The organism is Pseudomonas sp. WS 5503 (assembly GCF_012985385.1).
Classification (GTDB): Bacteria; Pseudomonadota; Gammaproteobacteria; order Pseudomonadales; family Pseudomonadaceae; genus Aquipseudomonas; species Aquipseudomonas paracarnis.
On record NZ_JAAQWI010000010.1, the window covers coordinates 261,275 to 286,746 of the forward strand.

34 protein-coding genes are annotated in these 25,472 nt (G+C 54.0%); 1 reads left to right on the forward strand and 33 read right to left on the reverse strand.

All coding sequences use genetic code 11. The features are described 5' to 3' along the window. Nucleotides 1-28: 28 nt before the first annotated feature. From HBO10_RS24625 to HBO10_RS24675, 11 genes are all read right to left on the reverse strand, one after another. Nucleotides 29-352 (reverse strand): hypothetical protein, encoded by a 324-nt coding sequence (locus HBO10_RS24625; RefSeq protein WP_078465943.1) that lies wholly within the window; start codon nt 350-352, stop codon nt 29-31. A 238-nt stretch (nt 353-590) separates the two neighbouring features. Then, entirely contained in the window at nt 591-1,325 is a 735-nt protein-coding gene (locus HBO10_RS24630; RefSeq protein ID WP_169904103.1) for a hypothetical protein, read from the reverse strand. 90 nt (nt 1,326-1,415) lie between these two features. Next, complete coding sequence (locus HBO10_RS24635) at nt 1,416-1,943, reverse strand: hypothetical protein (RefSeq protein WP_078465944.1); 528 nt, start codon at nt 1,941-1,943, stop codon at nt 1,416-1,418. Nucleotides 1,944-2,002: 59 nt separating this feature from the next. Next, the gene (locus HBO10_RS24640) at nt 2,003-3,667 is read right to left on the reverse strand and encodes a DEAD/DEAH box helicase (protein ID WP_011923178.1); all 1,665 of its coding nucleotides are present in this window, start codon (nt 3,665-3,667) and stop codon (nt 2,003-2,005) included. Beyond that, complete coding sequence (locus tag HBO10_RS24645; protein WP_153045973.1) at nt 3,664-4,020, reverse strand: hypothetical protein; 357 nt, start codon at nt 4,018-4,020, stop codon at nt 3,664-3,666. Before HBO10_RS24645 ends, HBO10_RS24640 begins: the two co-directional genes overlap by 4 nt. A gap of 170 nt (nt 4,021-4,190) precedes the next feature. Further along, nucleotides 4,191-4,610 (reverse strand): hypothetical protein, encoded by a 420-nt coding sequence (locus HBO10_RS24650; protein ID WP_169904102.1) that lies wholly within the window; start codon nt 4,608-4,610, stop codon nt 4,191-4,193. Between the two features lie 70 nt (nt 4,611-4,680). Beyond that, a complete protein-coding gene (locus tag HBO10_RS24655) occupies nt 4,681-5,664 on the reverse strand; it encodes a hypothetical protein (protein WP_078465947.1) in 984 nt (327 codons plus the stop codon). A gap of 68 nt (nt 5,665-5,732) precedes the next feature. Then, nucleotides 5,733-6,233 (reverse strand): J domain-containing protein, encoded by a 501-nt coding sequence (locus HBO10_RS24660; protein WP_161952147.1) that lies wholly within the window; start codon nt 6,231-6,233, stop codon nt 5,733-5,735. A 35-nt stretch (nt 6,234-6,268) separates the two neighbouring features. Continuing rightward, nucleotides 6,269-6,523: a hypothetical protein gene (locus HBO10_RS24665; protein WP_078465949.1), complete on the reverse strand. Its 255-nt coding sequence runs from the start codon at nt 6,521-6,523 to the stop codon at nt 6,269-6,271. Nucleotides 6,524-6,693: 170 nt separating this feature from the next. Next, the gene (locus tag HBO10_RS24670) at nt 6,694-7,071 is read right to left on the reverse strand and encodes a hypothetical protein (protein ID WP_078465950.1); all 378 of its coding nucleotides are present in this window, start codon (nt 7,069-7,071) and stop codon (nt 6,694-6,696) included. A 45-nt stretch (nt 7,072-7,116) separates the two neighbouring features. Continuing rightward, a complete protein-coding gene (locus HBO10_RS24675) occupies nt 7,117-7,581 on the reverse strand; it encodes a hypothetical protein (protein ID WP_169904101.1) in 465 nt (154 codons plus the stop codon). A gap of 146 nt (nt 7,582-7,727) precedes the next feature. Here HBO10_RS24675 and HBO10_RS24680 point away from each other — a divergent pair, with 146 nt between their 5' ends. Next, complete coding sequence (locus HBO10_RS24680) at nt 7,728-8,171, forward strand: cold shock domain-containing protein (RefSeq protein WP_169904100.1); 444 nt, start codon at nt 7,728-7,730, stop codon at nt 8,169-8,171. A gap of 526 nt (nt 8,172-8,697) precedes the next feature. Here HBO10_RS24680 and HBO10_RS24685 read toward each other — a convergent pair. From HBO10_RS24685 to HBO10_RS24790, 22 genes are all read right to left on the reverse strand, one after another. After that, nucleotides 8,698-9,672, reverse strand: coding sequence for a hypothetical protein (locus HBO10_RS24685; protein ID WP_169904099.1), 975 nt, complete (start codon nt 9,670-9,672; stop codon nt 8,698-8,700). A gap of 254 nt (nt 9,673-9,926) precedes the next feature. Next, nucleotides 9,927-10,454: a hypothetical protein gene (locus tag HBO10_RS24690; RefSeq protein ID WP_153045975.1), complete on the reverse strand. Its 528-nt coding sequence runs from the start codon at nt 10,452-10,454 to the stop codon at nt 9,927-9,929. 99 nt (nt 10,455-10,553) lie between these two features. Beyond that, on the reverse strand, nt 10,554-12,494 hold the full coding sequence (locus HBO10_RS24695) for an AAA family ATPase (RefSeq protein WP_169904098.1): 1,941 nt from the start codon (nt 12,492-12,494) through the stop codon (nt 10,554-10,556). Next, nucleotides 12,491-12,907, reverse strand: coding sequence for a hypothetical protein (locus tag HBO10_RS24700; protein WP_153045976.1), 417 nt, complete (start codon nt 12,905-12,907; stop codon nt 12,491-12,493). The genes HBO10_RS24695 and HBO10_RS24700 overlap by 4 nt, the downstream gene beginning before the upstream one ends. Before the next feature lie 83 nt (nt 12,908-12,990). Further along, nucleotides 12,991-13,362 carry a hypothetical protein gene (locus HBO10_RS24705; protein ID WP_078465956.1) on the reverse strand — a complete coding sequence of 124 codons (372 nt, stop codon included), beginning with the start codon at nt 13,360-13,362 and terminating at the stop codon, nt 12,991-12,993. Between the two features lie 2 nt (nt 13,363-13,364). Beyond that, the gene (locus HBO10_RS24710; RefSeq protein WP_078465957.1) at nt 13,365-13,847 is read right to left on the reverse strand and encodes a hypothetical protein; all 483 of its coding nucleotides are present in this window, start codon (nt 13,845-13,847) and stop codon (nt 13,365-13,367) included. 86 nt (nt 13,848-13,933) lie between these two features. Next, nucleotides 13,934-14,473 carry a hypothetical protein gene (locus HBO10_RS24715; RefSeq protein WP_078465958.1) on the reverse strand — a complete coding sequence of 180 codons (540 nt, stop codon included), beginning with the start codon at nt 14,471-14,473 and terminating at the stop codon, nt 13,934-13,936. Nucleotides 14,474-14,503: 30 nt separating this feature from the next. Beyond that, nucleotides 14,504-14,749: a hypothetical protein gene (locus HBO10_RS24720; protein WP_169904097.1), complete on the reverse strand. Its 246-nt coding sequence runs from the start codon at nt 14,747-14,749 to the stop codon at nt 14,504-14,506. A 586-nt stretch (nt 14,750-15,335) separates the two neighbouring features. Further along, a complete protein-coding gene (locus HBO10_RS24725; protein ID WP_078465961.1) occupies nt 15,336-15,650 on the reverse strand; it encodes a hypothetical protein in 315 nt (104 codons plus the stop codon). Nucleotides 15,651-15,864: 214 nt separating this feature from the next. Next, on the reverse strand, nt 15,865-16,308 hold the full coding sequence (locus HBO10_RS24730) for a hypothetical protein (RefSeq protein ID WP_078465962.1): 444 nt from the start codon (nt 16,306-16,308) through the stop codon (nt 15,865-15,867). Between the two features lie 25 nt (nt 16,309-16,333). Beyond that, on the reverse strand, nt 16,334-16,654 hold the full coding sequence (locus HBO10_RS24735; RefSeq protein ID WP_169904096.1) for a hypothetical protein: 321 nt from the start codon (nt 16,652-16,654) through the stop codon (nt 16,334-16,336). A 662-nt stretch (nt 16,655-17,316) separates the two neighbouring features. After that, entirely contained in the window at nt 17,317-18,192 is an 876-nt protein-coding gene (rpoH, locus tag HBO10_RS24740; RefSeq protein WP_011923157.1) for an RNA polymerase sigma factor RpoH, read from the reverse strand. A 198-nt stretch (nt 18,193-18,390) separates the two neighbouring features. After that, nucleotides 18,391-18,834 carry a hypothetical protein gene (locus HBO10_RS24745; RefSeq protein WP_169904095.1) on the reverse strand — a complete coding sequence of 148 codons (444 nt, stop codon included), beginning with the start codon at nt 18,832-18,834 and terminating at the stop codon, nt 18,391-18,393. A 76-nt stretch (nt 18,835-18,910) separates the two neighbouring features. After that, a complete protein-coding gene (locus HBO10_RS24750) occupies nt 18,911-19,486 on the reverse strand; it encodes a hypothetical protein (protein ID WP_169904094.1) in 576 nt (191 codons plus the stop codon). Nucleotides 19,487-19,576: 90 nt separating this feature from the next. Further along, on the reverse strand, nt 19,577-19,930 hold the full coding sequence (locus tag HBO10_RS24755) for a hypothetical protein (protein WP_011923154.1): 354 nt from the start codon (nt 19,928-19,930) through the stop codon (nt 19,577-19,579). Between the two features lie 45 nt (nt 19,931-19,975). Continuing rightward, a complete protein-coding gene (locus tag HBO10_RS24760) occupies nt 19,976-20,611 on the reverse strand; it encodes a hypothetical protein (protein WP_169904093.1) in 636 nt (211 codons plus the stop codon). Between the two features lie 541 nt (nt 20,612-21,152). After that, nucleotides 21,153-21,485, reverse strand: a complete 333-nt coding sequence (locus HBO10_RS24765) for an Arc family DNA-binding protein (protein WP_011923151.1) — start codon at nt 21,483-21,485, stop codon at nt 21,153-21,155. A gap of 396 nt (nt 21,486-21,881) precedes the next feature. Next, the gene (locus HBO10_RS24770) at nt 21,882-22,238 is read right to left on the reverse strand and encodes a hypothetical protein (protein WP_078465972.1); all 357 of its coding nucleotides are present in this window, start codon (nt 22,236-22,238) and stop codon (nt 21,882-21,884) included. Nucleotides 22,239-23,192: 954 nt separating this feature from the next. Next, the gene (locus HBO10_RS24775) at nt 23,193-23,504 is read right to left on the reverse strand and encodes a hypothetical protein (protein ID WP_011923148.1); all 312 of its coding nucleotides are present in this window, start codon (nt 23,502-23,504) and stop codon (nt 23,193-23,195) included. A 20-nt stretch (nt 23,505-23,524) separates the two neighbouring features. Then, nucleotides 23,525-24,007 (reverse strand): hypothetical protein, encoded by a 483-nt coding sequence (locus tag HBO10_RS24780; protein WP_116827199.1) that lies wholly within the window; start codon nt 24,005-24,007, stop codon nt 23,525-23,527. Between the two features lie 344 nt (nt 24,008-24,351). Further along, the gene (locus HBO10_RS24785) at nt 24,352-25,041 is read right to left on the reverse strand and encodes a hypothetical protein (RefSeq protein WP_011923146.1); all 690 of its coding nucleotides are present in this window, start codon (nt 25,039-25,041) and stop codon (nt 24,352-24,354) included. A gap of 67 nt (nt 25,042-25,108) precedes the next feature. Next, nucleotides 25,109-25,435: a hypothetical protein gene (locus HBO10_RS24790; RefSeq protein ID WP_011923145.1), complete on the reverse strand. Its 327-nt coding sequence runs from the start codon at nt 25,433-25,435 to the stop codon at nt 25,109-25,111. Nucleotides 25,436-25,472: the final 37 nt, after the last annotated feature.

Consider the following 25,472-nt stretch of genomic DNA (forward strand, 5'->3'; position numbering starts at 1 on the left):
CTTCTGGTGGTTTATATCGTGCCAGAAGCTACCTATGTATGACTCCACTGATAGCGTCACTAGGCATAAAGCCAGCGACCATCTCAAGACCAACATCGCCTCCGGAAGTCATCAGCAGGGCTGCCATTGGGTGCTGACGCGCCTCTTTTGCGTTCATCCCGAAAGCGTTAAACACTGGGATGCCAAAGTAGATCTGATCTGTCGGTGCAATGCCTACCTGTTCGGAAACCGCAGCCAGGGCACCACTCAGAGCGGCTTTACGCTCACGCCATGGCAGCTCAGAGATAATTCTGGCAGATCGGTTAAATGGTTTACCTACATTGTCCAACGCTTCATAGGGCACTGATTTCATCGACGGTTCTCTGTATTCAGAAGTTGAGTGCACCCATTGTCTTGCTATTAGCGTGTGCCTCAAGCCTGGTCATCCATCTGGATCGAAACTCGCAGACCGAGGCCCTTAATCAGTAGCGCGGCTTGCGTAGGGTTGATCAGCGAATTCTTGAATTGGCGTGGGTCAGACATGAGAATGAGAGTTGAGTACAATCCAAAATGGGGCATGGAATGCATGCCCCTTGGGATGTGCTTTGGGATCAGAAGCAGAAACCATGCTGCATAGGAGCGCTCGATTCAGGGGCAGAATGGGCTGGCTCATTTGTTGGCTTTGGCTCCGACACTGGTGCGACTACCGAGACAGCTGTAGGTGGCTGGTATTCGGGTTCAGTGATCTCACCCTTCTGGACGCGAAGCGCTTGAAGGGATAGGTAGGCTTCAAGGTATGGTCGAAACTTAGATCCGTGAAGACCGCGCGTTGAAAGGTCGCGTCCCTGGGTCTGAGCACGATTCGCGATGTAGTTGCGCTTGTTTTGAGACATCAGCAGGACGTAACCAGCGCTATACCAGCCTTCGATCATTGTGATGATCGCCGGCATGTTCTCCTTGAACACCCGCTGCGCAGATTTGAGCTCGTGATCAAGCCGGGCTTTCGCTTTCGTCAGATCGTCGTCCAATTCACTTACACCACACCATGCTCGGAGGGCTTCGCGTGAAGCTCCTTGGGCCTTAGGAAGTTTCAGGCCTGCAACTGTGCAGAACACTTCTTTGCCAACTGAATTCAGTCCATTGCAGATGTGCTCAAGGCCGTAGAAATCTTTATTCAAAACCTTCTCTGCAAAGCCGATGTGGTACTCGCGGACGTCCGCAGGCTGGCCGGCGCACTTCGCGTGCATGCTCTGCATGTAAAGGGTCGCGATCGAGGTGATCAGTTCAGCCCGGGGCAGACCGGACTGCAACAGGGTAGAGGTGGCATGGCTGGAAGTGCTGATCATCTGAATGAAGCCTCAATGTAGTGAATGAGGCTATTTTCAGATCGGAAATGATGTGGCAGAACCCCTGGAAGAGTAGGCGTACGAGGTAAATCAGGATGCTTGTATGTCTTCAGTAAAGTGTTCCTGGATAGCACTCTCACAGCTAACCCGGTGAGGGCCTGGCCAGTCTTTTACCCATTGCGGCGCCTCCACTGCTAGCCTCAGGTCGTCGGAGTGGTCGTCGTTGTCCTTCAGCTTCAGCGCTTGGAGCATACCCATGTCAAGTATGGCGGCCGTGACATCGATCTGCGTTTCACCCGGGTCCGCCACAGTGGCATTGTCTTGAATCCAGACCTCTGGGTAGAACGTTACGAAAACACGTTGCGATTCTGAGGCTGACGCCAAGTACCAGGTGCGGAATTGAACTGCGGTCGCACCATCGGATGCCGCGGGAAATCGGTCAATGATGTAACCACTGACCTCGATGTTGTGGGACGGTTCGCCGTCGCGTGAACAGGCGAGAAGACCGAACTGGCCTTTGAGATGTGACGGTTGGAAGCAGACCAGTTGCTTCATGCTGTCTTTGTAGTAGACCCGGCAGTTGCCGTTATCGGTGTGGTGGAAAGTCAGAAGTTTCATGGGCGCTCCCAATGATTGGACGCGCCCATGATTAGACCTGGCCCAGCGTGGCAGAACCCTTAGGCTGCCTGTTGAGCGTTTTTAGGCAGATAGCGCTCTACCAACAGTCGCATGCGGCCTGTATCCGGCACATTCGCCTCAAAGACTCGGCCGGGGTCAGTGATACCTGTGCCTTGTGCAGCCTTAACTCCCAAAAGTTCGATGATCGGAGGATCTGATCCATCCTCTGACACAAGGAATATGGATAGCACAGGGTTGGGCTGACCTTCGCGGTCTAGCCTTCCTGTGACCTGCTCGTGCACTTTGGGCGACCAGTCCAGTTCACCGTGCAGCACAACACTGCATCGAGCCTGTAGCCCGTCGAGGCCTGCCCCGGAGCGCAGTGACAGAATCAGAACATTCGACTCTCCCGCTAGGAAGCGACGTTTGGATTCTTCCTTCTGCTTGGGCGACTCACTCCCCGTGTACATAACGGGGTTCCACTGGGCCAGCTCTTCATTCCAGATGTCGTAGACGGCCCGATGCCAGCCTGCAAGAACAATGGGCACATTGTCCTCCAGAAACATGCGCGCGTATTGAGCAATAAATCGAGCCTTCGAGATGCCAGTGGCCTGGCGCACGAGCATGTCGAGCTCTCTGCCGGCCTGACCACGCTCTTCGAAAGTGCCAGTTTGGTACCTAAGGGCTAGCTTTCGAGCTATCTCTTCGATCGACTTCAGAGCCTTCTGATCATGGGCAATGTCCTCAACCATCGTGCTGACCTGGGGCAGCTGTCGTCCTACATCCTCTCGCGTGCGCCGCAGGAAAACCTTCTGTTCCCTAAGGTAAGATCCCAACGCCTCTGGGTCTGATACGTGCTGGCCATCGCTACACCACTCTCGAATGAATTCTCCACGAGTACCTAACACATCGGTCTGAAGGATCTCGAAAATATTAAAGATCTCAATCCCAAAGTTGTACACCGGTGTTGCTGATAGGCCCAATCGAAAGTCCACATTCTGGGCGAGCACGTTCGATGCTTCGCCTTTGACGCTCTCCAGGCCTTTGCGAAGGCCGCCGATCTCATCCCAGCAAGCTGATTTGAAAAAACGACTTCTGAACATATCAACCCACCCGGCCAATTTACCGTATGTGATGATGTAGACGTCGCTGGGCGGGAGGTCGTAGGGCGTTCCGGTCCGGATTATGTGCGCCGACAGATCAGAGAATTCCTCTACCTTGTTCAGCCATTGTTTTTGAAGGTGAGTGTCCACAACCACTAACCCGGGTCTACATGCCGGATTCAGCAGCCACATCACGGTAGCCGCCGTTTTCCCGAGTCCGATGTCGTCCCCCAGCAGAAGTGTGCCGGTAGCGTGGGCGAGTGCAGCAGCTTGCATTTGGTAAAGCCGTGACTGGCATGCGGGCTTCAATCCTGAGCATGGGGACGGAACGAAGCTGGGAAGGAGGATCTGTTCGAGTTCAGCCTTCCGAGCCTGAAAGCCTTTGCGGCCCTTTTTCAAAGCCCTGGCTGCAGAATCCGAAATGTCGAGAGGGTAGCGACTGGCAAACCATTCAAGATCGCTGCAATGCTCCAGATCATTAGGGAACGTGAAGCAATCAACCTGAGTTTTCGATACTCGCGGGAAAATCTGCTTGAGACGGATCGCTACGTGCGGAGCTAACCCCTCAAGCAGCCACTGACGTTTACTGTCTGTCAGGGTCAACTTGCCATAGGTATTCATCGCAGCCACCCCCGGCCCATTGAAGCGAAGATGGCGGGGGTGTCACTGATCTGCGGTGGAATGGCAATTGCTGTAGCGCTGAGCAGGATGATCCCGTCCACGCTTTGGTGCTTTGAATAGCGCTCTAGTTGGCGGAGGATCTTCATCCGTTGGCACCGGGTTTTCATTTCGAGAACGATTGAGAAGCCCGATTCTGAGATAAGAAAATCGGGGATGTCCTGGGCTGAAAGTCTGTGTTCGCGTTTGATGTCAAAACCTGCGCCGAGAAGTAGAGTCTCCATTTGGGCTTGGGCGACCTTCTCATCTTTCATCGCAACGCGTTGACTGGAGCAGAACCTGACAATCTTGGACATGGCTAGTCGAAGAGCCGTTATCCGCTCGTCATTGTCGATAGCCGTGCCCACAACGGAGTGTGTTGGCATATGTGGTAACCATGGGAGATAGTCGTTCAAGTACACCTTAACGACGGGCATCCGGCTATCCAAAACCCATGCATGAAAATTCGCCAATGCTTTGTGACTACTTAACAGATTTCGGCAGCCTGCTCTCGCGAGGAACTGAAATTACGGGTCAGAGCATTGCGTTTCCTCGCTGCAATGCGTTCTTGGATACGGGAGCGGGCGGCCAGCCGTTCTTCACCAAAAGACGGCAACGCTAAGCCCAGCAGGTGGAAGCGCAAGCGTTCTGCTGCAGTCATCCAGTCCAATACTGTGCATCCTGCAGAATCACCCGCCATGTAGTGCCCTGAAGGTTCGGCCAGTCCTGCGCGGTCACCCGTCTCGTACCTGGATTTGGATATCTCAGATAAGGAATGGCGCTCAGCCGTAATAGCGTCGACACTCAGTGATGAACGGATTTCTTGGGCATGGGCCTCATCGCTGGTTACCGCGGTAGAAGGCTGCGGTTTAACTTCCAGCACAGAAGTTGTAGGTATGGATTTCATGATGAGCCCCGATCAGTGAGTGATTGATAATCGGGGTGTAATGGTTGTGGCAGAAGCCCATGTGGGGTTATCAGTGCATCAATGCCCGGTCCATATCCACTTTGACGCCCGCCCAAGCTTCGAGCTCCCATCCTGATCCGAGCTTCACTCGATAGCTTGCCTCAACCTCGCCGCTTGTGAATACGGCCCGACCATCACCAAAGTGAATGCAGGTGAACCCTTTGTACGGCACCAGGTTTAAGCAGTGTTTTTTCATGTCGACATCTGAGGGAACGTAGTGCTGCTCAACCTTCACCATTTCACCGTCAACCTCACGCTGCCAGACGACCACGGAGCCCTCTTCGACAACCACCTGTAGCGTTTCCTCCTCATCACGATAGAGGACGCCGTATTCCTCACCAAAGGCTAGAGTGCTGCCGGGCATCCAAGGTCTGTGTTGAGGGGCTGCCGTTGTAAGGCTTTGGCGCGTACTGCCTGACTTCAGCTCCATGAGTGCATCCGTGGACCATGCCTGAAGGCCGATACCCCGGCGAGCAAGCAGGTCAACCAAGGCCAAGTGAAGGGCAGATGCAGCATCAGCTACTACGGAGTCATCGTTGTCTGAGCTCATGACCTTGTTCAAGCTACTACCAAGTTCATTAAGATGTTGACGAACACTCTCAACCGAACTGTATGCGGTCGGTACCGCAGCTTTGCGGAACCGGTTAAACAGAGCATGCACACTCGCCTCAAATGAGGTTGGGAGTGGTGCCAGACCGACGTACGCGTCCTCCCGGCGGGTCACGGCTCCCGAGTCGACATCCCCAATCAGGACATACTCACGCTCGCCTGGGTATTGGGCGATGGTGAATAGAGGATCACCCGCCAGGTTGTCTCCGGAAGACGTTTGGTAGGACAGGCTGAGCAGCTCAATAACAAGCGCTGTAGGCCGGCCGATGAAATCCTTCATCAGGGAATAGAACAAGATCTCAGGGTCTTGGCTGTCGTGACTGGAATTGGAGTAGAGAGTGGCCGCGGCCGGGTGGCCAATCTCATAGATGATCCGTTTGCCCATAAGTTGAAGCTCCATCTGGTGAACGTTTAGCCATGATCAATTTTGTGCTCGGAAGCCGACAGACCTGGTTAGAAAATGACGTCTTTGAATAGGTAGGCAGCTACGATAACTTGGAGCATAACAACGAGGTGTACCGGCCGGTTTAGCAGCCACCTGATTGTCGGTGGGGTGTTCTGATTGTCCGCTACTCGTCTCATCATCCGACGCAGCTTCTGCCCCATCTGAGTGTTCGCCACGAGGTCTAGAAGTCCGGCGGGGTTCGCAGAGATCGGTGCTACGCGTTCGGGAATATGTGGGGCGGGACGCGGCTCTTGCTCAGTTCTGTGTGATTTCGCTGCCAGTGCAGACTTGCGTGCTGCCTTCAGTTTTGCATCGTAAACCGAGCGTTTATCCGGTTCAGAGAGTATTTCATAAGCATCTGTGATGATCAGAAATATCCGGCTGGCTTCCTCAGCGTTGTCTGAGTTCCTGTCAGGATGATAGCGCTGAGCGAGGACCTTGTAAGAAGCCTTGATGATTGCCTGATCTGCGTTCTCTTGGACCTGCAGGTTGTGATAATGGGTACGCATATTCGAAATCATGTCTTCTTGGAGAGTGCAGGCGGCTACTGACCACCCATCGCGGGCAAAAGGATCCAATGATAGATGCCGTTCATGTTTGTCAGCAGGAAGCAGGCTTGCAAGGTGAGCAGCCAGCGAGCTTTTATTCTACCGGCATGACCAGCAAGCATCGCGCTGCTCACCAAGAACAACACGTAACCGTAAGAGGAGTAGGTGACATTCAACGACAAGAGCACAGCCCCGGAGATTCCTGCGACAGTGCCAGCTTTTTCCAGAAACCGCGTCAGGTCGAATGTCATTGTCCTGCCCTCATGAGTTGGTAATTGGATTGTGTGTGGAAAGGCTTTGTGCCACCAGCCAAAACGAGGCAGCATTTTCAGGACTTCTGGTTGTGTGGCGTGGTCTTGAGGAATTGAGCTCCCCTCGAACCGTCTGGCGTGGCGAAGCGATAAGCAAGAGGGGAGGTCGGTCAGGTTGGGATTCGAGCGATCTTGAAGAAACACTGGTAGCTATCCCACTGCCTGGCGCTGGCGTATGTGTCGGCCAACACTTCAAGTGCGACGGTGGGAAGAGACTGCACGTTTTCAAATTGCAGAGAACCGGGTTCCTGGAACTCACCGTGCCCTTCAGCGGCAAGTCGTGCAGCGCATGAATCAAACAGCGATTGATCTGCAGTGATATGTGGGAGGGCATACCCAACAAACCGCATCAATGCCGCGTGGGCCGAAGGGTAGAACTCTGGGCCAATCAATCCATCCGAAATGTTACCAAGATCGTGAACATCAGCAAAAATCAGGACATGAGCTGCAGATGCTGGCTCATTTTGTAGTGTTGAAGTAGCTGTCATGTTTCCTCCAGATTAAAGGAGCCCGCAGGCTCCACAGCCATCTGTTTATTCAGCGTCCGGCTCAAACTCTTCCCAGAGGCCGAGTTTCCCGAGCAGCGCTTTCAGCGCGATGGTAGAGGCCTTTGGATCAGCCCCCTGCTCAACGTCGAGCACAGCTTCACGAGCGGAGCTTGCGAGCTCCCGCAGTTGATCTCGAAGAGAGTTTGCACACACCACTGAGCTGTGAGTGCCGGGGGTTTCAATAGCGATGCTATCTCCCTCAATTTCACTCCAAACTGCTTCGCTAAGAAGGCACTCGGTGCCATCCGAATCGGCGAGGTAGACATCTGTACCCACCTGCTGAGTTTCAGAATTGTCCCAGTTCGGTTCTGAGTCGTCAGTGATCTCAAATATGATCTCACCATCCACTTTGGTGATCTGCTGAGGAGAGCCTGCTGGAATGAACTGGATAGTCACTTCCAGGCGCAGACCTGTTGTTGGGTGATATGGGAAGAGTGTGGTGGTGGACATGGTGACAGCTCCAGTGCGTGTTTGGTGGAGCCATATTCATGCCTCCTCGCATGTGCCAGAACCCCTAGCAAAAGAAGAACCACGTTTAGAGTTGTGTGAGCTCAATGCCGGTAGAATCCCCCACATCGGATTTAAAGGATGTGTTTGTGGATCAGGAAAATATCGCTGCCGGCAGTATTGAAGGTGAGGTGATCAGTTTTGTTGCCTCGAAAGGCTACGGTTTCATCAGCGGTGATGATGGCGAGCGATATTTCGTCCATCAGAAGGACGTCAAGGGTGGCGAACCTCTGACTTCCGGCCAGCGAGTGACCTTCGTTCCTACTCCGTCCCCCAAAGGGTCGAAGGCCAGGCATGTTCTTCCAGGAATCGGACCAACCCTGATTTATACCAATCCCGACAATTTTGTTTGGTCGAAATCCGGTGCTCCGAAAGGGATGGAGGTCATGATGATCACCGGGGATGGCTGGGCACAGTCGAACGATCCCAATCTAGCACGCGGGATGTTGGTGGCTCAGGCTCAGGAGAATGGCGCGAATGCTGTGATCTTTGCTTCGCTTGAGAAGTACACCGACTCAGCCGGGATGCAGTAATTACCGCTTCACCATGCACCGCTTTACAGGTCAGTACGCCATTGTGAAAGTCGTCAGACTCAGCTCAGATCCAGCGGCCATCATGGAGTCTCAAGCGCAGATGCAGGATCTTCACGACTGGTGGCAAAGCAAGACAGTCCCTCGAAGCGAAACGTGGGAGCTGTCGGCAAACGAAACTAGATTGATAGAACCCGCAAAGGTCAAGTTTATCCTGGGACTAATTTGGTCTTGGTCACTAACCCTACTCAAGATACTTGGGCTTTCTTGTCTGTTTTTTTACCGGCAAGGGGTGAAGTTCATCAAGGGGCGGTTGGCTGCTGACCGAATTGAAGACAAAAAAAGGCCGGATGACCCAGGGGAGTAGGTCATCCGGCTCAGGACCGCGGAGGGGACGCGGATTACTTAACACGATGAGACTGGGTGTCATCCTTGGCACCTGTTCTACAGAGTAACGGCTTGTTCTTGAATGACCACCCAAAACACCCATTTCTTTTTCGTCGCGCGTCTGCCGCTGTACGGGCATGGTTCAACCAACTTTCGCCGAATCGCCAGAAGCTTCGCGCGCCTTCTTCACTTCAATCCCCAGTTCAGTAAGGTGGGAAGCGTTGTCTCCACTACGGCACCCGCTAACCAGACCAAGATTTGATAATCCAGCCATGACCATGCCGTCACGATGACTGGCTGCGTCTATTGCGTAAAACAGCGCTTGGGCTTCTCGTGAGTCTAGTAGGCCAGCCACTCGAACTGGATCCGGGTAGCTGCCAGATCCGTCGCATGCACGGCACTTGTAACGACTCGTCCAACCGATCCGCTTGTCCCCAGCACCATTGCACACTGGACACGTTTCGACTTGAGGATCTGAATCAGCCTTTCCAGCAAGGTGTGCGCTATAAGCCCCATTAAAGGTAAGTGACACGATTTCGCATAGTTCGCTATAGGTGTCGGCCTGAAGTGTCCCTTGGTTAGCCGGAAGGATTGTAGGGCCGCCGCCCCACCGGTCGCCGATCTTGAAAGTGATCTGTGCCTGGCACGCCTGCAAATCCAAGTGAATTTCGCTGTAGAAAGAATCCCCGGAAGATCCCAGCGGCCGGAACACATAGGCGGTGATCCTGCGACTACCTCGTTGTGCTACTTGAAGCACGCTTGCGTCGACGTCGTAGCCGATAACGTGGCCCCGCGGAAGCAGTAGTGAGTTCTTCAGTCTGGGGAAGACTTCATTCGCGACCTGGCGGGTGCTATCTGCAATATTCGAGCGGATGGTATTGAGCAGCACCTCTTTCGAGAAACGACCCATCATAGATGCAACCGTAAAGCCACTGTGCTTGGCCTTAGTAAAGCGTCCGTCCTGCTCAAACGAAACGCCCGCCCGGGCGTACGACATATCAGCGCAACCCAGTGATTCAAAACACGCAGCGCGGACACGGGTCGCTAGCATTTCGGTCTCGCGCTCATCTAATTTAGGTGGAATGGTGCAACTCGATTTGCTGGTGGCAGTGTTCATGACCTGGATCCTGATGGCTAATTGACTGAGGCCAATGATCAAGCTAGTTGCGGCGTGCCAGAATCGCAGGCCAAAAAAAACCCACGCCTGGGGGTGTAGGCGTGGGCCGATAAATTTAGGGGATGCCCGAAGGCTTCGAAATCTCCAGCAACGTGCTCAAGGCCGTGAAGCTGGTGACTTGCATGCCCACCCCTGGGCAAATTGATTAAAACATCACTGTGCCAGCACAACTACCCAAAACACGTTGCCAAAATTCAATGGGCATGAGCCCTGCTGCGAGGTCTATCACTAGGGTGGCGTGCAAGGTGAGCTTCCATCGCAAGTTGGGCTGCGTTGGTGACTTGATGTGGTGTCATTAACTCAGCTTGGATTGCACCTGCTTGAACGAGAACGTGTCCGTTGGAGCGGGTGTTCCAGTCGACCACAACAACATGTACGCCTGGAACCATGGTGTACGAGGGAAGTGTGCCCCAGAGACGTGTTCCACGGGTGAAGTTGAACATGTGAGCCAACAGGTTTTGCTTGTCTTCTTCTGTAGCACCTGATGAACGGGTATCGAAAATCGCTAATTTGTTAGCGTACTCATCACCGGCGTTCAGGGTGAGAGAGGACAGGAAATCCTGTGGTAGGCCATTTTCATAGATAGCTTTCAACATTTGGCCGTGGAGCCTGCAACCAGCCTCGTAACCGTACGAGTAAATCCATACGGGCACAAATTCGAGATTTTCTGCTGGTAGGTTTTCATCAGGGGCCCACCCTTTTGCCAGCACTTGTTGCATCATCTCCGCGGTCTTTGGTGTGCTTCGTTCCGTCATACAGATGCCTCAGTGATTAGGTGAGTGCCTATGATGGAGTCCTCAACGTAGTGCCAGAACCGGGGGTCAGGATTTTTTGGATTTCGCAGACAGATCCGTAGCCCAATCACGAACCTCTCCAGGCACGATTAACTTGAAGCGTGCCCGAGTGCCGCCGGTGTAAATGGCAGCCAGCGCTTTAGCAGCGCCCATTCGGTCGCCGGACTCAATCCTCGATAAGAGGTCAGGTGCGAGCATTACAGTGTCGACCTCTGTGTTTCGAGCATCCGCAACTCGTCCGAGTTTGATAGGGGCGCGGCCAGTAGCATCGAGCCACAAAAGCGATGCTTCGAAATCGGTGGCTTTGTAACCCTTCTTGAGCATGCGTTCTATACGGATAAAGGCCAGGTCATCCTTGGCCATGTCCTTCACAAGGGACGCCCAGCTTGTGTACTTGAACAGTGCACTGTGCGACGGCCGAACGCTTTTGTTGAACAGCTCGATGCAATCAAGCACGAACAGCCTGAACGCTTTGTCTGCGCCTGGCAGAAGACTGAATTTTGCCCCGGCATTGCCTAAGCGCTGGAACCACTCGAATAGGCCCCATTCGGAGTTGCAGAGTATCGTGGCCGGCTCGGTTGGGATCTCGGCGTTGTCGTAGTAGATGACTTTGGTGTCACGCTCTCGACTGCCCTCCATGTGGGCAACTCGAACCACTGGATTCTGGTCGATCAGGGTATTCACTACACCCTCAATCTGCCTACCTGCCCTTATGGAGTGAACGACCTCGCGGCTTCGGGTAGCCGGCGAGCGTTTGCTCAGGTTTCCATCCAGCCTCTGGCATGCGTCGCCGAGAGTGATCACGGGCTGTGGGCAGCGATCCAGGAATGCGCACATTGGCCACGTGAGGTCATGACTCTCGTCAATGATGATGTGGGTGTAGCCCGGGTCTATGAACGTATCGAGCGCCAGCGCCAGGTGCTTGATTCGGTGGTAACCACGCAGAGGCATTTCAATCCGAGGATCCGTAGGCTCTATAGTTTGTTGCCAGAACACTTGGGCATATTGAGCTAAGGCGATTTTATCCAACTCGGATAGTTTGGTATCCAATGGGGGGATGTGGCGAGTATCTAGCGTTGTGTCCCGACTAAAACAGAACCTCATCACCATGCGGTTGCATGTCTGGGCCACTTGCCAGGGTGCCATTGAACCTACTGGCCCAAACCCAAGGCGCTCAGCAGCCAGTGAGGGTGCGAGCTGGTGGGTAGACCATGCGCGCTTACCTGCCCGGCGATATGGCTTGCTCTGGTCTCGCTCAAGACACTCGGTAGCTAGTTGCCCGAAAGTCATCCCAGTTACACGATTTGGACCAATGCGAGCCATCAGGGCTTGGAGCTGAACCTGAGTGTACGCTAGGAGAAGAGGGCGATACCTGCTTAGGCTATCGACCATCCGCTCGATCAGATAGGTTTTCCCTGTCCCCGCCAGTGCCTGGACGTCCATGCTCTCATCAAGCTCACCTCGAAAAACGCTGAAGGTGCGGGCCTGCTGGTTAGTCAGGGTGAACTCTTTCCCGTCATTAGTAACAAATTTCTCAGTGAAGGGATTTAACTGGGCTGACAGCTGGCGCTTAAATTCAAAATTCCACTCCCCATTGGGGAAAACAAAACCGCCCTTTGAAATCAGCTCGGGATCTAGAAGACGTGCGGGGATTCGTTTAAGGTCATTTAGGCCTGTATTGAAGTTATCTCGGTTGAAGCGCGCGGCCATAAGCCGACCAAACTCACCCTGGCCGTTGGATCGCTCAACCTGAATGCCGATGCTGATGAGTTCGGCTAGAGCCTTCTCGGTTTTGTCAGCTCTGAGGTTGTGGCCAGCAAAAGCAGTTGAGTTCTGGATTACAGCCGCACTAGCGATTTCATGAACTGACCATTGGTGGAATAACTCAGCCGACCGTGAGTCCACAGCAGCAAGTTCCTCGGCTTTGTCGATTTCCAGCGGTAGGAAAAGAGTAAGTTTCGGTGTCATTGTGCTGAGCTATTTGACAGCGTCGATTGTGTGTTCAGATTCATATCTTGGCCTTCAATCGTTAGTGAGACCAAGCTGAAGGGACCATTCAGTGCTGTGGCTTCCAATACCGCGGTCCAGTACCCAGGTGTATCAGCTGGTAGCGAAGCCAACTGGTGCACTGAATTATGGTCCGGAGAGTGTACAACTTGTAGGCGTAACAGGGCATCCGGGCCTTTTTCAAAGATTGAAACCTGGAAAATGTCCATTCTTTCGTTGAATGGGCTTGCCACGTAATTCTTTGACCCAGCAAGCGCCTCAAGAGCGCGTATCAGACGCGCGCCCGCACCGAGATATCCATAAAGACTGAAAACTGCCATTACGGCCGCTTCGCGCACTATGTGAATTTCGGAATGATTGAGCCGGTTATGCATGGGAAATGCCTCTAAATTGATGAGACACATTGCCCCTGATCACAGTGTGGCAGAAGCCGTGCTTGTCGATCATGGGTAAAGCTTCAGGGAATGAGCTTTATCTCAGCATCGTCAGCCCAATCAAGCAGCTTGGCTAGCTGCTCGTTCAGATCATCAAGGGCTAAACCTGGTGGATCCTCTGGGTAGCCAAATGGCTTGATTGCATCAAGGCCGTCGATGATGGCAGCCAGATCAAAATCGAAACTGTCACCACCCTCAAGCAGCCATTGGACAGGCAGCTGCTGGCGCAGAGTCAGGGCAATGTCGGATGCAGCTGCGGAGCACTCCCGATCTGTGACCGCCCGGCTGTGCCGGGTGAACACCGAACGGATCTTCAGGGTGCGCGGGGCGGTGCGAGTTTGCACCTTCACACCGAAGGTGATGCTATTGCGTGTCTGAGCGGCAAACGTACCCATTTTCAGATCCAAATGTAGGTTTTGGGGGATTCGGGCTTACCGATTGCGGCCAGGCGACAACGCACGGCGTGTAACTGAACATTCAAGGATGCCAGATCAGCGTTTTCAGCTGAACCTCGAACCAGAACCGCTTTTTGGATGACGGGATCGGCTTCCATCTCAGCCGCTCGCCGACAGAGGTCTTGCCGCAGCATTACGAGGTGTCCTTCTGAAAGGTCAGCAATTGGTGTTGCCAGGGCCTTCTCAAGATCTTGCTGCCCTATCCGGGCACAGCTACGCACAAAGTGGTGGCTGTGACTCATCATCTCAGCCCGTGCGTTAGAAGAGATCATTCCCCAGAAATCACTCGCCAGGCGGGTCAGAATGTTCTTGTTGATGCCCTGAATGTCTTGGGCAGAAATGACCATTTGCTGAGTCAGGTTCTGAATGAGCTCTTCGTTGCTTTCGTACAGGGCTTGGAGTTGGGGCGGGCTTGGGTATTTCATGTCAGGCTCCGTTGAATATGAAGCCAGCATGCGGCAACTTGGTGCGTGCCAGAACCGGGTGGTGCGTTGAAGCCCTGCTGTTGCTCTCAACCAACTAGCCGAAGTCCTTGGGTGACTCTCTCAGCCCTTACAAAGGTCTGGTGAGGGTGCTCCCCCGCGTCCACAGAACGAATCAGCACTTGAAATGCGGCCTCGATTGACCCGATGTCAGTAATCGCTTTCGCGGATTGAAGGTCCGAGCGGACGCGATCCATCAGCCCCCAAAGTACGGGCTGGAGCTCTGGGAGTGAATCCACCCAGTCATCTTCCATAAGCATAGAGTCGACGTCATACCCTAACGAGGCGCCCAGAGACTTCATCCATCGGCTGAAACGTCGGACAAACAGGATGATCCCCAGAAACTCCCGGCTACCAACGCTGCGGTACCAGCCCGCTCCGCGCTCGGGGAACATGGCCAAGTCACTTGTGAGCATGGCGGCGATGTGCTCGGGCGGGTGTGCTGCCCGCGCGGGCATCGGCAGGGCATTATGGATTGCCTGTGTGAGCATGTTGACGTCGATGAAGTAGTAAGTGACCAGCTTCTGAGACCAGACGGCACGGTCGTACTGGCTGTTGAATTCGGTCATTTGTTGGTACCTCAGCTATGTGTTCTACGCTTATGCCGGCAGAGTTGCTAAAGGGCCTGCAGACGGATAGTCATGCTGGACCATATGGAACAGTGGGTTTTGGCCCACATCAATACCGGTAGCTTTGACATGCGCCTCAAGCGCCAGCATATCGTTGCGAACCATCTTCGCCGTGGCCAGAATTACATCAGTGCCCTGAGCCTGGGTCTTCGCGATCAGCTTTAATGTTGCAGCTGACGCGACTGCGGCAAGCAGCAGAGTGGTGGTGCGGTTCATTGGTGAAGCTCCTGAAATCTGATTTCCATCTTTGCCGGTGTGCTGAAACAGTAAGGATTGGTGCACGATAGGTGCCCGGTTTCTATGCTGTTCCCTTGGCGCTAAAGCACCGCTTGTGATACCAATGTCCATTGATCTTGAGCTGTTCGCCATGGACATCCTGGACCAATCCGCAGCCAGGTATATTGTCCCCAGCTGCGTACTCACGTGTAGGCAATGGCATTCCGAAGAGAGCATTCCCGCCTATTAAGTCCTGGGGCCGGCTCGTGGACCACTTACGGCGTAGCTCAGCAACGCCGCTAGTATCCCCAAACTGGGTATCGGCAACATACTCAGCGTTCTTGAGCCACATCCCCCGGGACAAACCATCGAATGTGTGGCGGATCGATTGGTGGCTGTCCCTTAATACCCTCTCCGTGGCCCTGAGCAGGCCAGATAGGGTCTTGTAGGCGGTTGGGTGTCCCATTACGCATCACTCGCTCTGAATTTGTGCGGTAAGTCTTAACCGTAAACAGATGTGCCCCAACCCTCACAGAAAGATTCTGCATGCGGAATCTTTTTATCCGCCCCCAGTGTGTTCGCTGACCTATTCCCGGACGTAAAGGGTGAGGTTGCTCTCTTTCGGAATCGGGAAGGTGTTGATTGGAGCCAGGGCTTCAACCTTTGCCATCGTCATATCCCCACGCGCCGACTTTAGGCAGACGCGCTGATCAGCTTTTACGACCCATCTCTCATTCGGTTGGCCGGCTGCTATTTGAACCAGCTTCCCCATATAGGTACAGGAAGATGCTGACCCCACTACCTTGAGGACAACAATTCCATTCATTCCCGAGGTTATTGGCTGGAGGTTCTGTACCTCCAACGTTTTAGCTGTTGCATAGGCCGGGAGGGCAATCATCATGGCGGAGAGTGCTACTCGTCTCCATTGCAGGCGAGCTTTGTTAAGGGTGGGGCTTCTCATTAATACGTACCTGACGTTAGGGCCGACGCATCATGAGGTTCGGAAGGGCAAGGACAAACCCAAAATGGGGTCGCGGTTTTCAGGATAGGTAAGGCGGTTGTGCCTAACCTTCCCCCAAAAGCAGGGCGAGCCCTGCTAGTGCGGTCTTCGCGTTCTATTTAGCGATGGGATACCAAGTGTAAGGGTCGTTCTGCTTCATGCCGGCTCGGACAGCTTCAAGTTCTTGATGCGCCTGCCAGGCTTCATGAAGCTCTGGCTCAGGCAGGGTGTTGGTTGTATGACTCACAGTCCCCCAGACATGCTTCACAGGGTCGTAGCCCACCAGGCGCGCCACCTGTAGGTCAGGGTAACTATCCGGCAGCTGGACTCGCTTAGCCCCACGCTTTTTGCTTTCAACCTTGAGCTTTACGACTAGGCGAACCTGAGCCACCATGTCATCAACATACACCGTCGTTTGCTCGCGGTAGGTGATGGAGCGCTTATTGATCTGCGGCTGCAGGTCAAAGGATAGGCTGACAATCTTCGACAGATCTGTGATGCCGGCACTCACCAGTAGGGAAGAGGAGAACAGTGGGGTTTGCTGTGCTGCTGATTTCATGGGGTCACCTGTTTGGTTGATGGGCCTATTGTTTGGCCTTACCAGGTGTGGCAGAACCCCTGTTGCGGATATTCTCCAGCGCCATATCCATCAGTTTGGAGAGTGTCATCCCTTTTGAAACTAGATGCTCAAGATCTGCCGTTCCGATTCCCTGGGTCAGGTTCCAGAGTGCAGCAATGCGGCTAGCGACCATTTCTTTGGTCTGATCGTCCTGGGCAAAATTATATGTACAGGTACAAAGTGGCACTTTGCCACCATTCAGTCGGACTGTTCGGTTTCGGTGTCCGCCCACTTCTGCCGTGTAGTTCACCATGCGCTCGATGGTTTGGTCCGGATCGTATGACATCGTAGCAATTCCTAGAAGTGATTTACCCCATTGAACCGCCGATGTTGACGTGCCAGAACCGGGGACAATCCACCTATGGTTTTATGTGGACTTGGTAGGTCGCGCTGGGTGTCTGAAACGTTACGTTCGTCTCGACAGGTTCGCCTTTAGCCCGCATGGTGACGCGATTATATGGTGGTACAAGCTTGCCATCCCAAGCTTGGGAATTACCGACGCTGACCGAGCTGATGGCCTTCCCGTCGCGGGTGCAAAGATCTTTTGACGATAGATCCTTGGCTGTGACTACGTTGGGCTGAACAGGGTTTAGCAGAACGCAACCACGTGCTGGGTTCTGGGCAAGTGCGGGTGTGCAGGTAATCAAGAGGCACAGCGCGGCTGCTACGGCTGGATCGGACATGAGGTTTTCCTGACTTCTGTCTTGGCACAGGATCTAAGCTTACACGCGCGCAGCGAAGGACTTTGCATAAAAGCTTGGCTTGAGCCTGTGGCTTCCAGCAATAATCGAGAGCTGTCAGAGCGTGGACAGGCATAGGTTGACCGCTCCCTCAGTGAACATTCCTATGGATAGATGGGCACAGAATTCATCGCAGGCGCCGTTCGCCTCAAGCTCCCGGCAGGTGTTACTGTCGCCTCTTCTTGACCTTCTAAGCACTCAGATCTCCTTACGCGGCCATAGGAATGGCTAGCTTGAGCTTGGCCAGGGCCAGCTTTTCAATTTGGCGGATACGTTCAGCCGATACGTTGTATTTGCTCGCCAAGTCATTGAGTGTCGCCTTGCTCTCCGATAGGAATCGTTGTGCAAGAATGTCACGGCTGCGCTCGTCCAGGTTGTTGAGTGCCGCATGCAAGTCGTCTGTAGAAGTGCCGGCGTCTGCCTCAGTCTCGTACTGATAGGCGGGATCGTAACGGTGGTCTCCAATCTGATGGGACGGGGTGATGTATGCCGACTCATCATCGGCATCTGCGGCGGGGTCAAACGACGTGTCGTTACCTGCCATGCGCGTCTCCATCTCCTTAACGTCGAGTACGCTCACATTGAGGGTGTCGGCGATGTGCCTCGTCTCATCGGCAGTAAGCCAGTTGCGGGACCGGGGTTGCTTGCGCAGATTGAAGAACAGCTTCCGCTGAGCCTTGGTGGTCGCCAGGCGAACCATTCGACCGTTGCGGATAATGAACTCGTTGATCTCTGCGCGAATCCAGTGGACTCCGAAAGTGATGAGTCTGACCTGAGCTGCGGGATTGAATCGCTTCACGGCTTTGATCAGCCCGATGTTGCCCTCTTGGATCAGATCGCTTAGAGGCAACCCATAGCCTGAGTAGCTTCGTGCGATATGCACGACAAAGCGAAGCTGGGATGTAACGAGTTCGCGTGCTGCGTCCATGTCATTGTGCTCGACAAGTCGCTCAGACAAACGTCGCTCTTCCTCGGCACTCATGTTTGGTATCGAGTGAATCACGGTCAGATACGCATCGAGGTTCGATCCCGGGACCATCGGGATCTGGGCTGCCGCCTTGGTAGAAAGTGTCGAAGTGTTCAATGTTGCATTCCTGGAGAGAGTGGTGGCCCGCCGTCCCGGCGGGCAGTCTGCTTAGAGAGCGGCAAGCTCTTCATTGATGATGCATGTCAGCTTGTCGCCATCTTCCTTGCGCACAAGTTCGCCAAGCATCGGGGTCTACCGACTGCAAGCGCATTCAATGTTACCCAAACTGGGTGGGCGCATAGCCCCCAGTTGTGTTCAATGAGAAAGCAACGGCGCCGGTTGAATACGCTGGGTCAAATATCTGCCGATCAGGACCGCGGCCACAACATAAGCTACCCAAGTCAAGCCCTGGGAGAGCGCCGGGGTTAAGGGGTCAACAGAGCTCACCATGCTAAGCAGCGCAGCTGCACTACTGCGCGCCAGGCAGTCCATCAGCAAGGCCAGCATGAAGATGCGTGCATCGACCCAGGTAAGTGACCATTTCGCATTTTTGTCGGCATCGGGATACCAGTGTTTGCGAGCCAGCTGCATCAGCGGGGTTACGACCAAAGATGCAAAAACCAATACAACGGTTTCGTTCGGCGCTTCCTGAATCAGTCCGGTATGCAGCAGGGCGAGGACTGTAACGTTCGATAACAGAATGCTCAGTACGAACCCGGCCCAGGTGTAGTTCACGCGGTTGCAGAATAGATATTTCATGATTGGCTCACTTTCTGGATGGCTAGAAGTTGAAGATTGAATGGGATTCAGGCATGCCAGAATCCCCCGCGTGGACTTAGGCTGCGATTTTGTCTGGCGTCTTTACCCACATACCGCTGGCATTCTGGTAGCAAGCTGCGTGAAGCATGGTGCGGCCCAGGCGTGTTGCCAGAAGGTAGCCGTCGTCTTCAATCCCTTTCAGTTCAGTTGTCAGGCCAGCCTTATGAAATGCTGCCAGGCACTCCTGCGTGGTTGTCTCGCGGTTGGCCATGGAAACGTACTGGTCGAAGGTCACACCCAGCTTGAGCATTGTGGCGTTAGCCTTGAGGGTGTCCAGTTCATCGACGATGTTGGAAGCGAGCTCAAGCTCTGCCCGAAGGCCCAGTCCAGTCAGCCCTAACTTCTTTTCCGTGATGCTGCAGGTGCTGTGCATGAAGAAGATGCCCTCAACCCTGGCAGTGGCTGTAACGAAGAAGCGCTCTCCATGGCGATTGGTGACCAAGCAGGCAAAGACTTGTCCATCCAGGGCGTAGAAGTGGATGCCGCCAGCAAAGCGCTTGTAGAAGCCGCTCTCGTCACCCGTGGTTGGTGTCTCTGCAACGACCTTCGCCGCGGGAATCCACTTGTTGCCTGGGGTGATGATGTGTTCCATGTTGCGCTCCTGATTAGTTGATACCCTTATTAAAAGGGCGTCCAACGTGTGCCAGAAGCGGGCGAAACAGATTTAATTCAACCGGATTTTCTAGCTCGCAAGAACCACTGCTGGGTTCTTCTTTCGATTCCGGATGTTGGCTCTCAATGCCTTAAGATCGGCAGCGGCGTCGTTGTGGTAATCGGCGATGACATAGCGACGACCACTGTCCGTTGTGATGATATCGGCACCAACAGTCTTGATCCGAGTTGTTTGGATGGGTGTTTCGTCTTCAAAGCCGATTCGGCCGTATATGAAGCCGCCGGCCTTTGGCAGCAGCTGTGCACCATCATGCACAAGACGAAAACCTGATATCACGCCATCGGCCTTTTCTTGTTTGGCACGATCGAGAGCGGCCTGGATGTGCGGGGCGTGCTTGGCGAACGGTGGATGATGATTGCGCATGAAGACATTCCTGATTTGGGGAGGGCGCCGGGCCCCTGGTATGTCCTATGCGGCCACTTTGTTCTGTTCGAGCCGCCAGTTGGGATGCTCGCCGCTTTCGGACTCCTGTTCGAGACGCTCGCGGGAGAAGTTAGTGGTGCCTTCACCCATGGTGACGCTTACCAGCTGCGATACGTGATCAGCAGTGAACTCACCCTTGATCCCAGCAACAGTACGATCGGCGTCGTACATAGTCTGGGCTGAGATAGCAGCCAAAGTGGCCTCCATGGCAGGAACAAGCAGATTGCATTGCTGCAGGGTGGTGACCAGGTCGACATCCCTCTGGATGCACACCGCGCTCCCGCTTGCGATCAAGTCACACAGCGCCTGCATCTCAGAGCGTTGGCTTTGGCCGTTTGGGCCTCGCCCGTGTTGCCGAATGGCATGGTCTACAGCCTTTTGATAGGAACGCTCGGAAATCCCGTCGAGGACAAACGTTGCAGCAACTGCATATGCGCTTGCGAGCTTAGGATCCCAAAAGGAGGTTGTGTAATCAGCGAGAAGGATGACCTTAACAAATTGCTCCGATCGGCCCTGAATGCAGACCCGAGCTCGAGCGCTCACATTTCGGACAACGCCTTGAGCGTTATAGAGATGAAAGGCCTGGTTGAGGTTTAGGGGGGTGGCTTGTGCTGTTTTCATCAGGACTTGCTCCAGTTAGTTAATGGAGCAATGGTCAACTGGTCTTTCGTGTGGCAGAAGCCGTTGAGGTGAATTGCCTAATGGAACTCCTTGTCCTCCGGAACCGCCGTCGGCCAGTGCTCACAGCAACCCTTTCGCTGGCACCGGAGGAACTTTGAAATTCCCACTGCTGGCTCTGTGTCACAAAGCACTGTTCGAAGCCCACAGGCGGGATTTGAACCATCCAGCACGATGTGTGCTTTCTTGGAAAATCTGGTGTCTGGCCGGGAAAAAAAGCTGGCGTCTCGAAAAGCCGCTTTGATGATGTTTACGGAGGGCCCTGCGTCCTTAGCGATGACTCCTTCTTCGCCTTGGCAGCTATCACACAGTCCAATTTGTGAAGCTTCGAGTTCCGTCCAGCAACTGTCACAGTGCTCTAAATCGTGGTCCATACCTTCTCCTTATTTCTGAGCGGGACGTCGGTGGTGGCGATTGATAGACATAAAAAAGCCCGGAGCTAGCTCGTTTTACGAGGTTCTTCCGGGCTTTGTGCGAGTTGGTGTTAGGCAACGCGCGACTGGGAAACTTCGGTTAATGCCGGCTTGATGGTCATCAATTCCAGAATGGCTTTCTGGTGCGGGCCATGCATGTTCCGGAAGGCCTTAATGAGTTGCTTCTCGCCTGCAGTCAGGCTGGAGGCATCAACCTGAATTGCGGCTGCTTGGGATTCTTCCGCCAAACTAGTCTCCAGGCGGGCAATGATCTCGGAGTTCATGCTTCGATGGTGTACTTTGGCTATGTCGGCAATCTGCTCACGCATTCCGTCAGGGAGGCGGACAACGAACTTGTCAGCTGTGCGGCTATTGAAGGGTGCTAGCTTGGGTGTGGTCATCATGTGTTCCTCTTTTCATGCCGTCGAGTTCGGCTCATGTCGCACAGTTTTAGGCTTGTTTGTGCGTGCCACCAGCACCCCGAAATATGATTATTCCGTATGCCTAGTGGCTAAATAGTATTGATATGGAGCCGAAACGCCAGCCAAAACAGGTTCCCGAATTTCAGGATGTTTTGGACGTGCTCAGCGCATTCACCATGATCCTGGTGCAGCGCTTACAGCTGACAGATCCGGCTACGGCATAGTTTTGCCCTGTGTCTTCAGTCAGGGTTACGCCGCAAAGGCTTGTTGTCCCGGCGGAGCGAAATAAGTGAGTAACGCACCCGCCTGCACTAGGTTCATACCGACAGTAGCCAATCCATGCGTCCGCTGGTTCAGGTACCCACAGTCGAGTGGCCTTCAATGCATTTGCCCGCGCTCGTTGAGCACTTGTGCAACCAACCGATTGTTGATCAGAACGTTGGCGACCAGTTGCTCGCCACGGTTACTGATGAGCTGCTCAAGGGCGTTCTGGCCCTGCAAAGCAAGCTCAGTGTCCACAAAGACTGGCGACTCTGTAGGTACCAGGGCTTCAAAGGGGATCTCAGCAACACCCATACCGGTGTGCAGCTCAGATACCTTGATGTGAGTGCTGGAGGAGAGGTGACGATGAATCGCGAAGGTGAAGGTCTCGCCGGCGATGTCGGAGTCAAAGGTAGCGAATAGCTCAGCAGAGCTTATGCCTTCGCGGGTGGCGAGATTGATTAGCTGGTTCAAGTGATGACTCCATCTGTAAGTTGATGGAGCCATCATCAGGTCTCCCAGCATGTGCCAGAACCACCTAGTGGGAATAATTCAGGAAGCATTAGTCCATGATTAATGAGTCATTCCAGGGGTGTTTGCTGGGTGGTTTTTAAATCTGAGCTGAGGAGATCGAGCCCTCGGAGTGGAGATACCGCGGTCCTGTGCCAGCTGGGTCCACTTATCTCCAAAGGTCTTACCCAGCCAGCTCTTGACGTAGACCTGGCGGTTCTCAATTTCCAGCGTTGCGGTTGAGCCTGGCATCACGCTGTAGGTACGTAGTGATAAGCAGTTGTCCTTGGTGACCGTAACAACCCGAACACGCATTTTGGGTTGAAACTTGGAGACCTTGAATGCGAAAGCTTGCTGGTCATGGCCAGACTCAATCAGGAGAGACTGGATCTGAAGAGCTGATTCTTTGGTGGCCGCCGTCCTGCGAAGTGAGGATCGTACCGTGGGGAGTCTGCGAGCGAGGAGTAAAGCTGAGACTGCGCAGCCGGCCCAGATCAGTGGTGCCTGGAACCCGGGTAGCAGATTAACTGCGGTCACTGCAGCTGTTGCGATGATTAGGGTCAGGTGGATCCGCGCTTTTCGCCTCTCTCGCCTGGATTCGAATCTCAAGTCCAGAGATGAAGCGATATCGACCCCTCTAGCTAAGTCCTTGCTGTCGAGAATTCCGGTTTTACTCATTTTTTTGCCGGGAGGCGGATGCCCCCAGCCAATCCTGGTGGCTGCGTTAGGAACAGGTATATCTAAAAGATGGCGGCGATGCCACCGGAAATTGAATTCTAATATTGGCAATCGAGCAGGTTCTCGCAGGCTTGTTTCAAGCGGCCAACCCACCAAATTGCCAAGTCAAAGCCAGGGCGCATACCTTCACCCACGGGTTAGCAGCGAGTAATACGGACTGCGCGGGCTCACGCCACACAGTCAATGAGCGCCATGAAGGTTTTCGAGTGCCTGTGGATCTGGATGCCAGCCGGCCAGCTGGCAGGCTGCATCGAAAGCTGCCATGTCACCGGAGAGGCGGAATTCGGCAGTCATACCCTGGATCTGATGTGCACGATCCTTCATGCCGCTCACGGTCACTGCAATCGAGTTACCGATGACGCTGGTTATTGCCGATGTGCGCAGGACGTCGGCAGATTCAATCATCTGAATTGCCATTTCGTCCATGCAGGCTGCGATGGCTGTCAGGTTGGTTTGAGCCGCTTGAGTGTTGATGGTTGGTGCCTGGATCATATTGTGTTCCTCTGTGTCAGTTATCGAGTGGCCGGGCGAGTAGTGCTCTGCGACCTTGGTGGTTCGTAGATACGGGCAGCCTTGAGCTCTTCTGTGGAGCGAATGAAGGCGGCAGCTTGTTCGTCATTTAGTGCAAATACACCGGTACCGCGCAGCGTTTTCAGTCCCGATGCGGCAGCCATTGCCTCGCCGTAGCTCAGGGTGCTCAGAACCGGCTTAACGGTGCCGTCGGCGGTGGACAAGTCCACTTCAACCAGCAGATTGTTGCCTGCCACTTTGAATCGTACGCTTGGCTGGTAATCGGGATTGAAGGAGGGCTGGTGGGAGCGCACTTCTTTCATTCCCATGGCCAGACCTTCAAAGAAACCTTCCGCCCAATGCGTGCACACCGTCCAGCGTGTGAAATCGTCACCGAAGTGGCTATACGCGTGCTCCGCAGATGCCACGGCAAGGCCTGCTCGGTCTAACGCCCTGGCCAACACTCTCTTGACGCTCTTCAGCATGGTCTCTGCCTCCTCAGTTGTTACCAAGTCATTGCTTGATGGAGTAATTCTGTGGCCATGTTCTGTGTGCCACAATCCCGCAGAATTAGCAGATAGGTGCTGCCGGCGGTGATGCATCCTTATCGGCCTGCCGTTTTGCCTTGCGAAGGCTCGCAGAGCGTTTTGACTGAGCCGACTTGACTGCCGCCTCAGGGCTGACAGCTTCAATTGAGTAGATATCGCACTCCGAATAGTCAGGATCGCTTGGCGACCCGCCATAGCTCCAGCTGCCATTTGGGAAACGAACTACCGTCCAAATCCTGCTCATGTTTGATACCTGCGTTAAGTGGGTGAATAAAATGCCGTTACCCGGCGAGTGCGACTTGTTGATCTTCAGCAGACCAATCAGTGATATTCCGGTAAGAGTTGACCATTGAGATCAACTCTTGTGGGATGACGACCGGCCTGACTGCACCCTTGCCAATTCGGACGAATCGGAGCTTTGCGGTGATGCGCTTGATGACCTTTTGAATGCCCGGTGTCCCCAACCGCCGGCGCGATGATTGCCAGTTCAATTCTGAGACTTCACGTGCCTCGCAAAGGGATTTCACCGCATATCGGGCTTGGTCGAGGATCGGGCGAGCCTCTGGTACCTCTTCAGACATCTCCCAGGCGGCCAGGCGGCATGCTGTGTCGATGCACATCCAGCCAGCCTCATTGAAGAGTGACTCATTCGTGCAGGTCGGATGAGCAGGGGTCATCTCTCGATAACTCCAAGAGCCATCCATGTAGTTGTGACTGGCGGTAGCCTTGAGAGCTGAGGGGTAATCGCTATTGACCCTACCGTAAACGTAGGAAGGGCCCGTGTACTGGATGACTGTGTAGTAGTCGGCAATGCGCTGAATCAGCAGTGCTGTGGCTCGACGGATGTTAGATGCAGTGACATCGTCGGCCATCCCCAGTTGAGCGCGCAAGCGGATGCGATCCAGGGGGGCAAGTGATCCAACATCCTTCGCCCCTCTCAGTGTTTGTGCTGAATCTGGTTGATTTCGCATGATGCGCCCTCTTAGTTGATGGTCATCATTGTCATAGTGTGTTGCGCGTGGCAGAAGCTCTTGAAAATTAAGATTCGCGAATTTCGCCGCTGGCCCTTGGTCCGTCAAAGTTCGGGTATTTGGAAACAAACACCTTGTTGTGGGCCTGGATCATTTCGGCGGCTTCGCCAGAGATCCCCCAGTGTGCCGGGAGGCAGCGTTTTCCAGTGAAGGTCGAGCAGGGGTCAACCAGTCCGTACTCCAGATCTAAGTCTTCGCTGCCGAAGCACACGAGCACTTCAGGCGCATCCAGTTCTGCGTACATGTCGTAATCACTGAGAGGGTAAGTGCCCCACTTCAATTCCGGGTGCATTTCCTGAAGAGTCTTGAGGAGTTCCTCGGTCGAGGGTGCCATTTCATTTCCTTGGTGCGCCAGCGGGCAGCTTATTGAG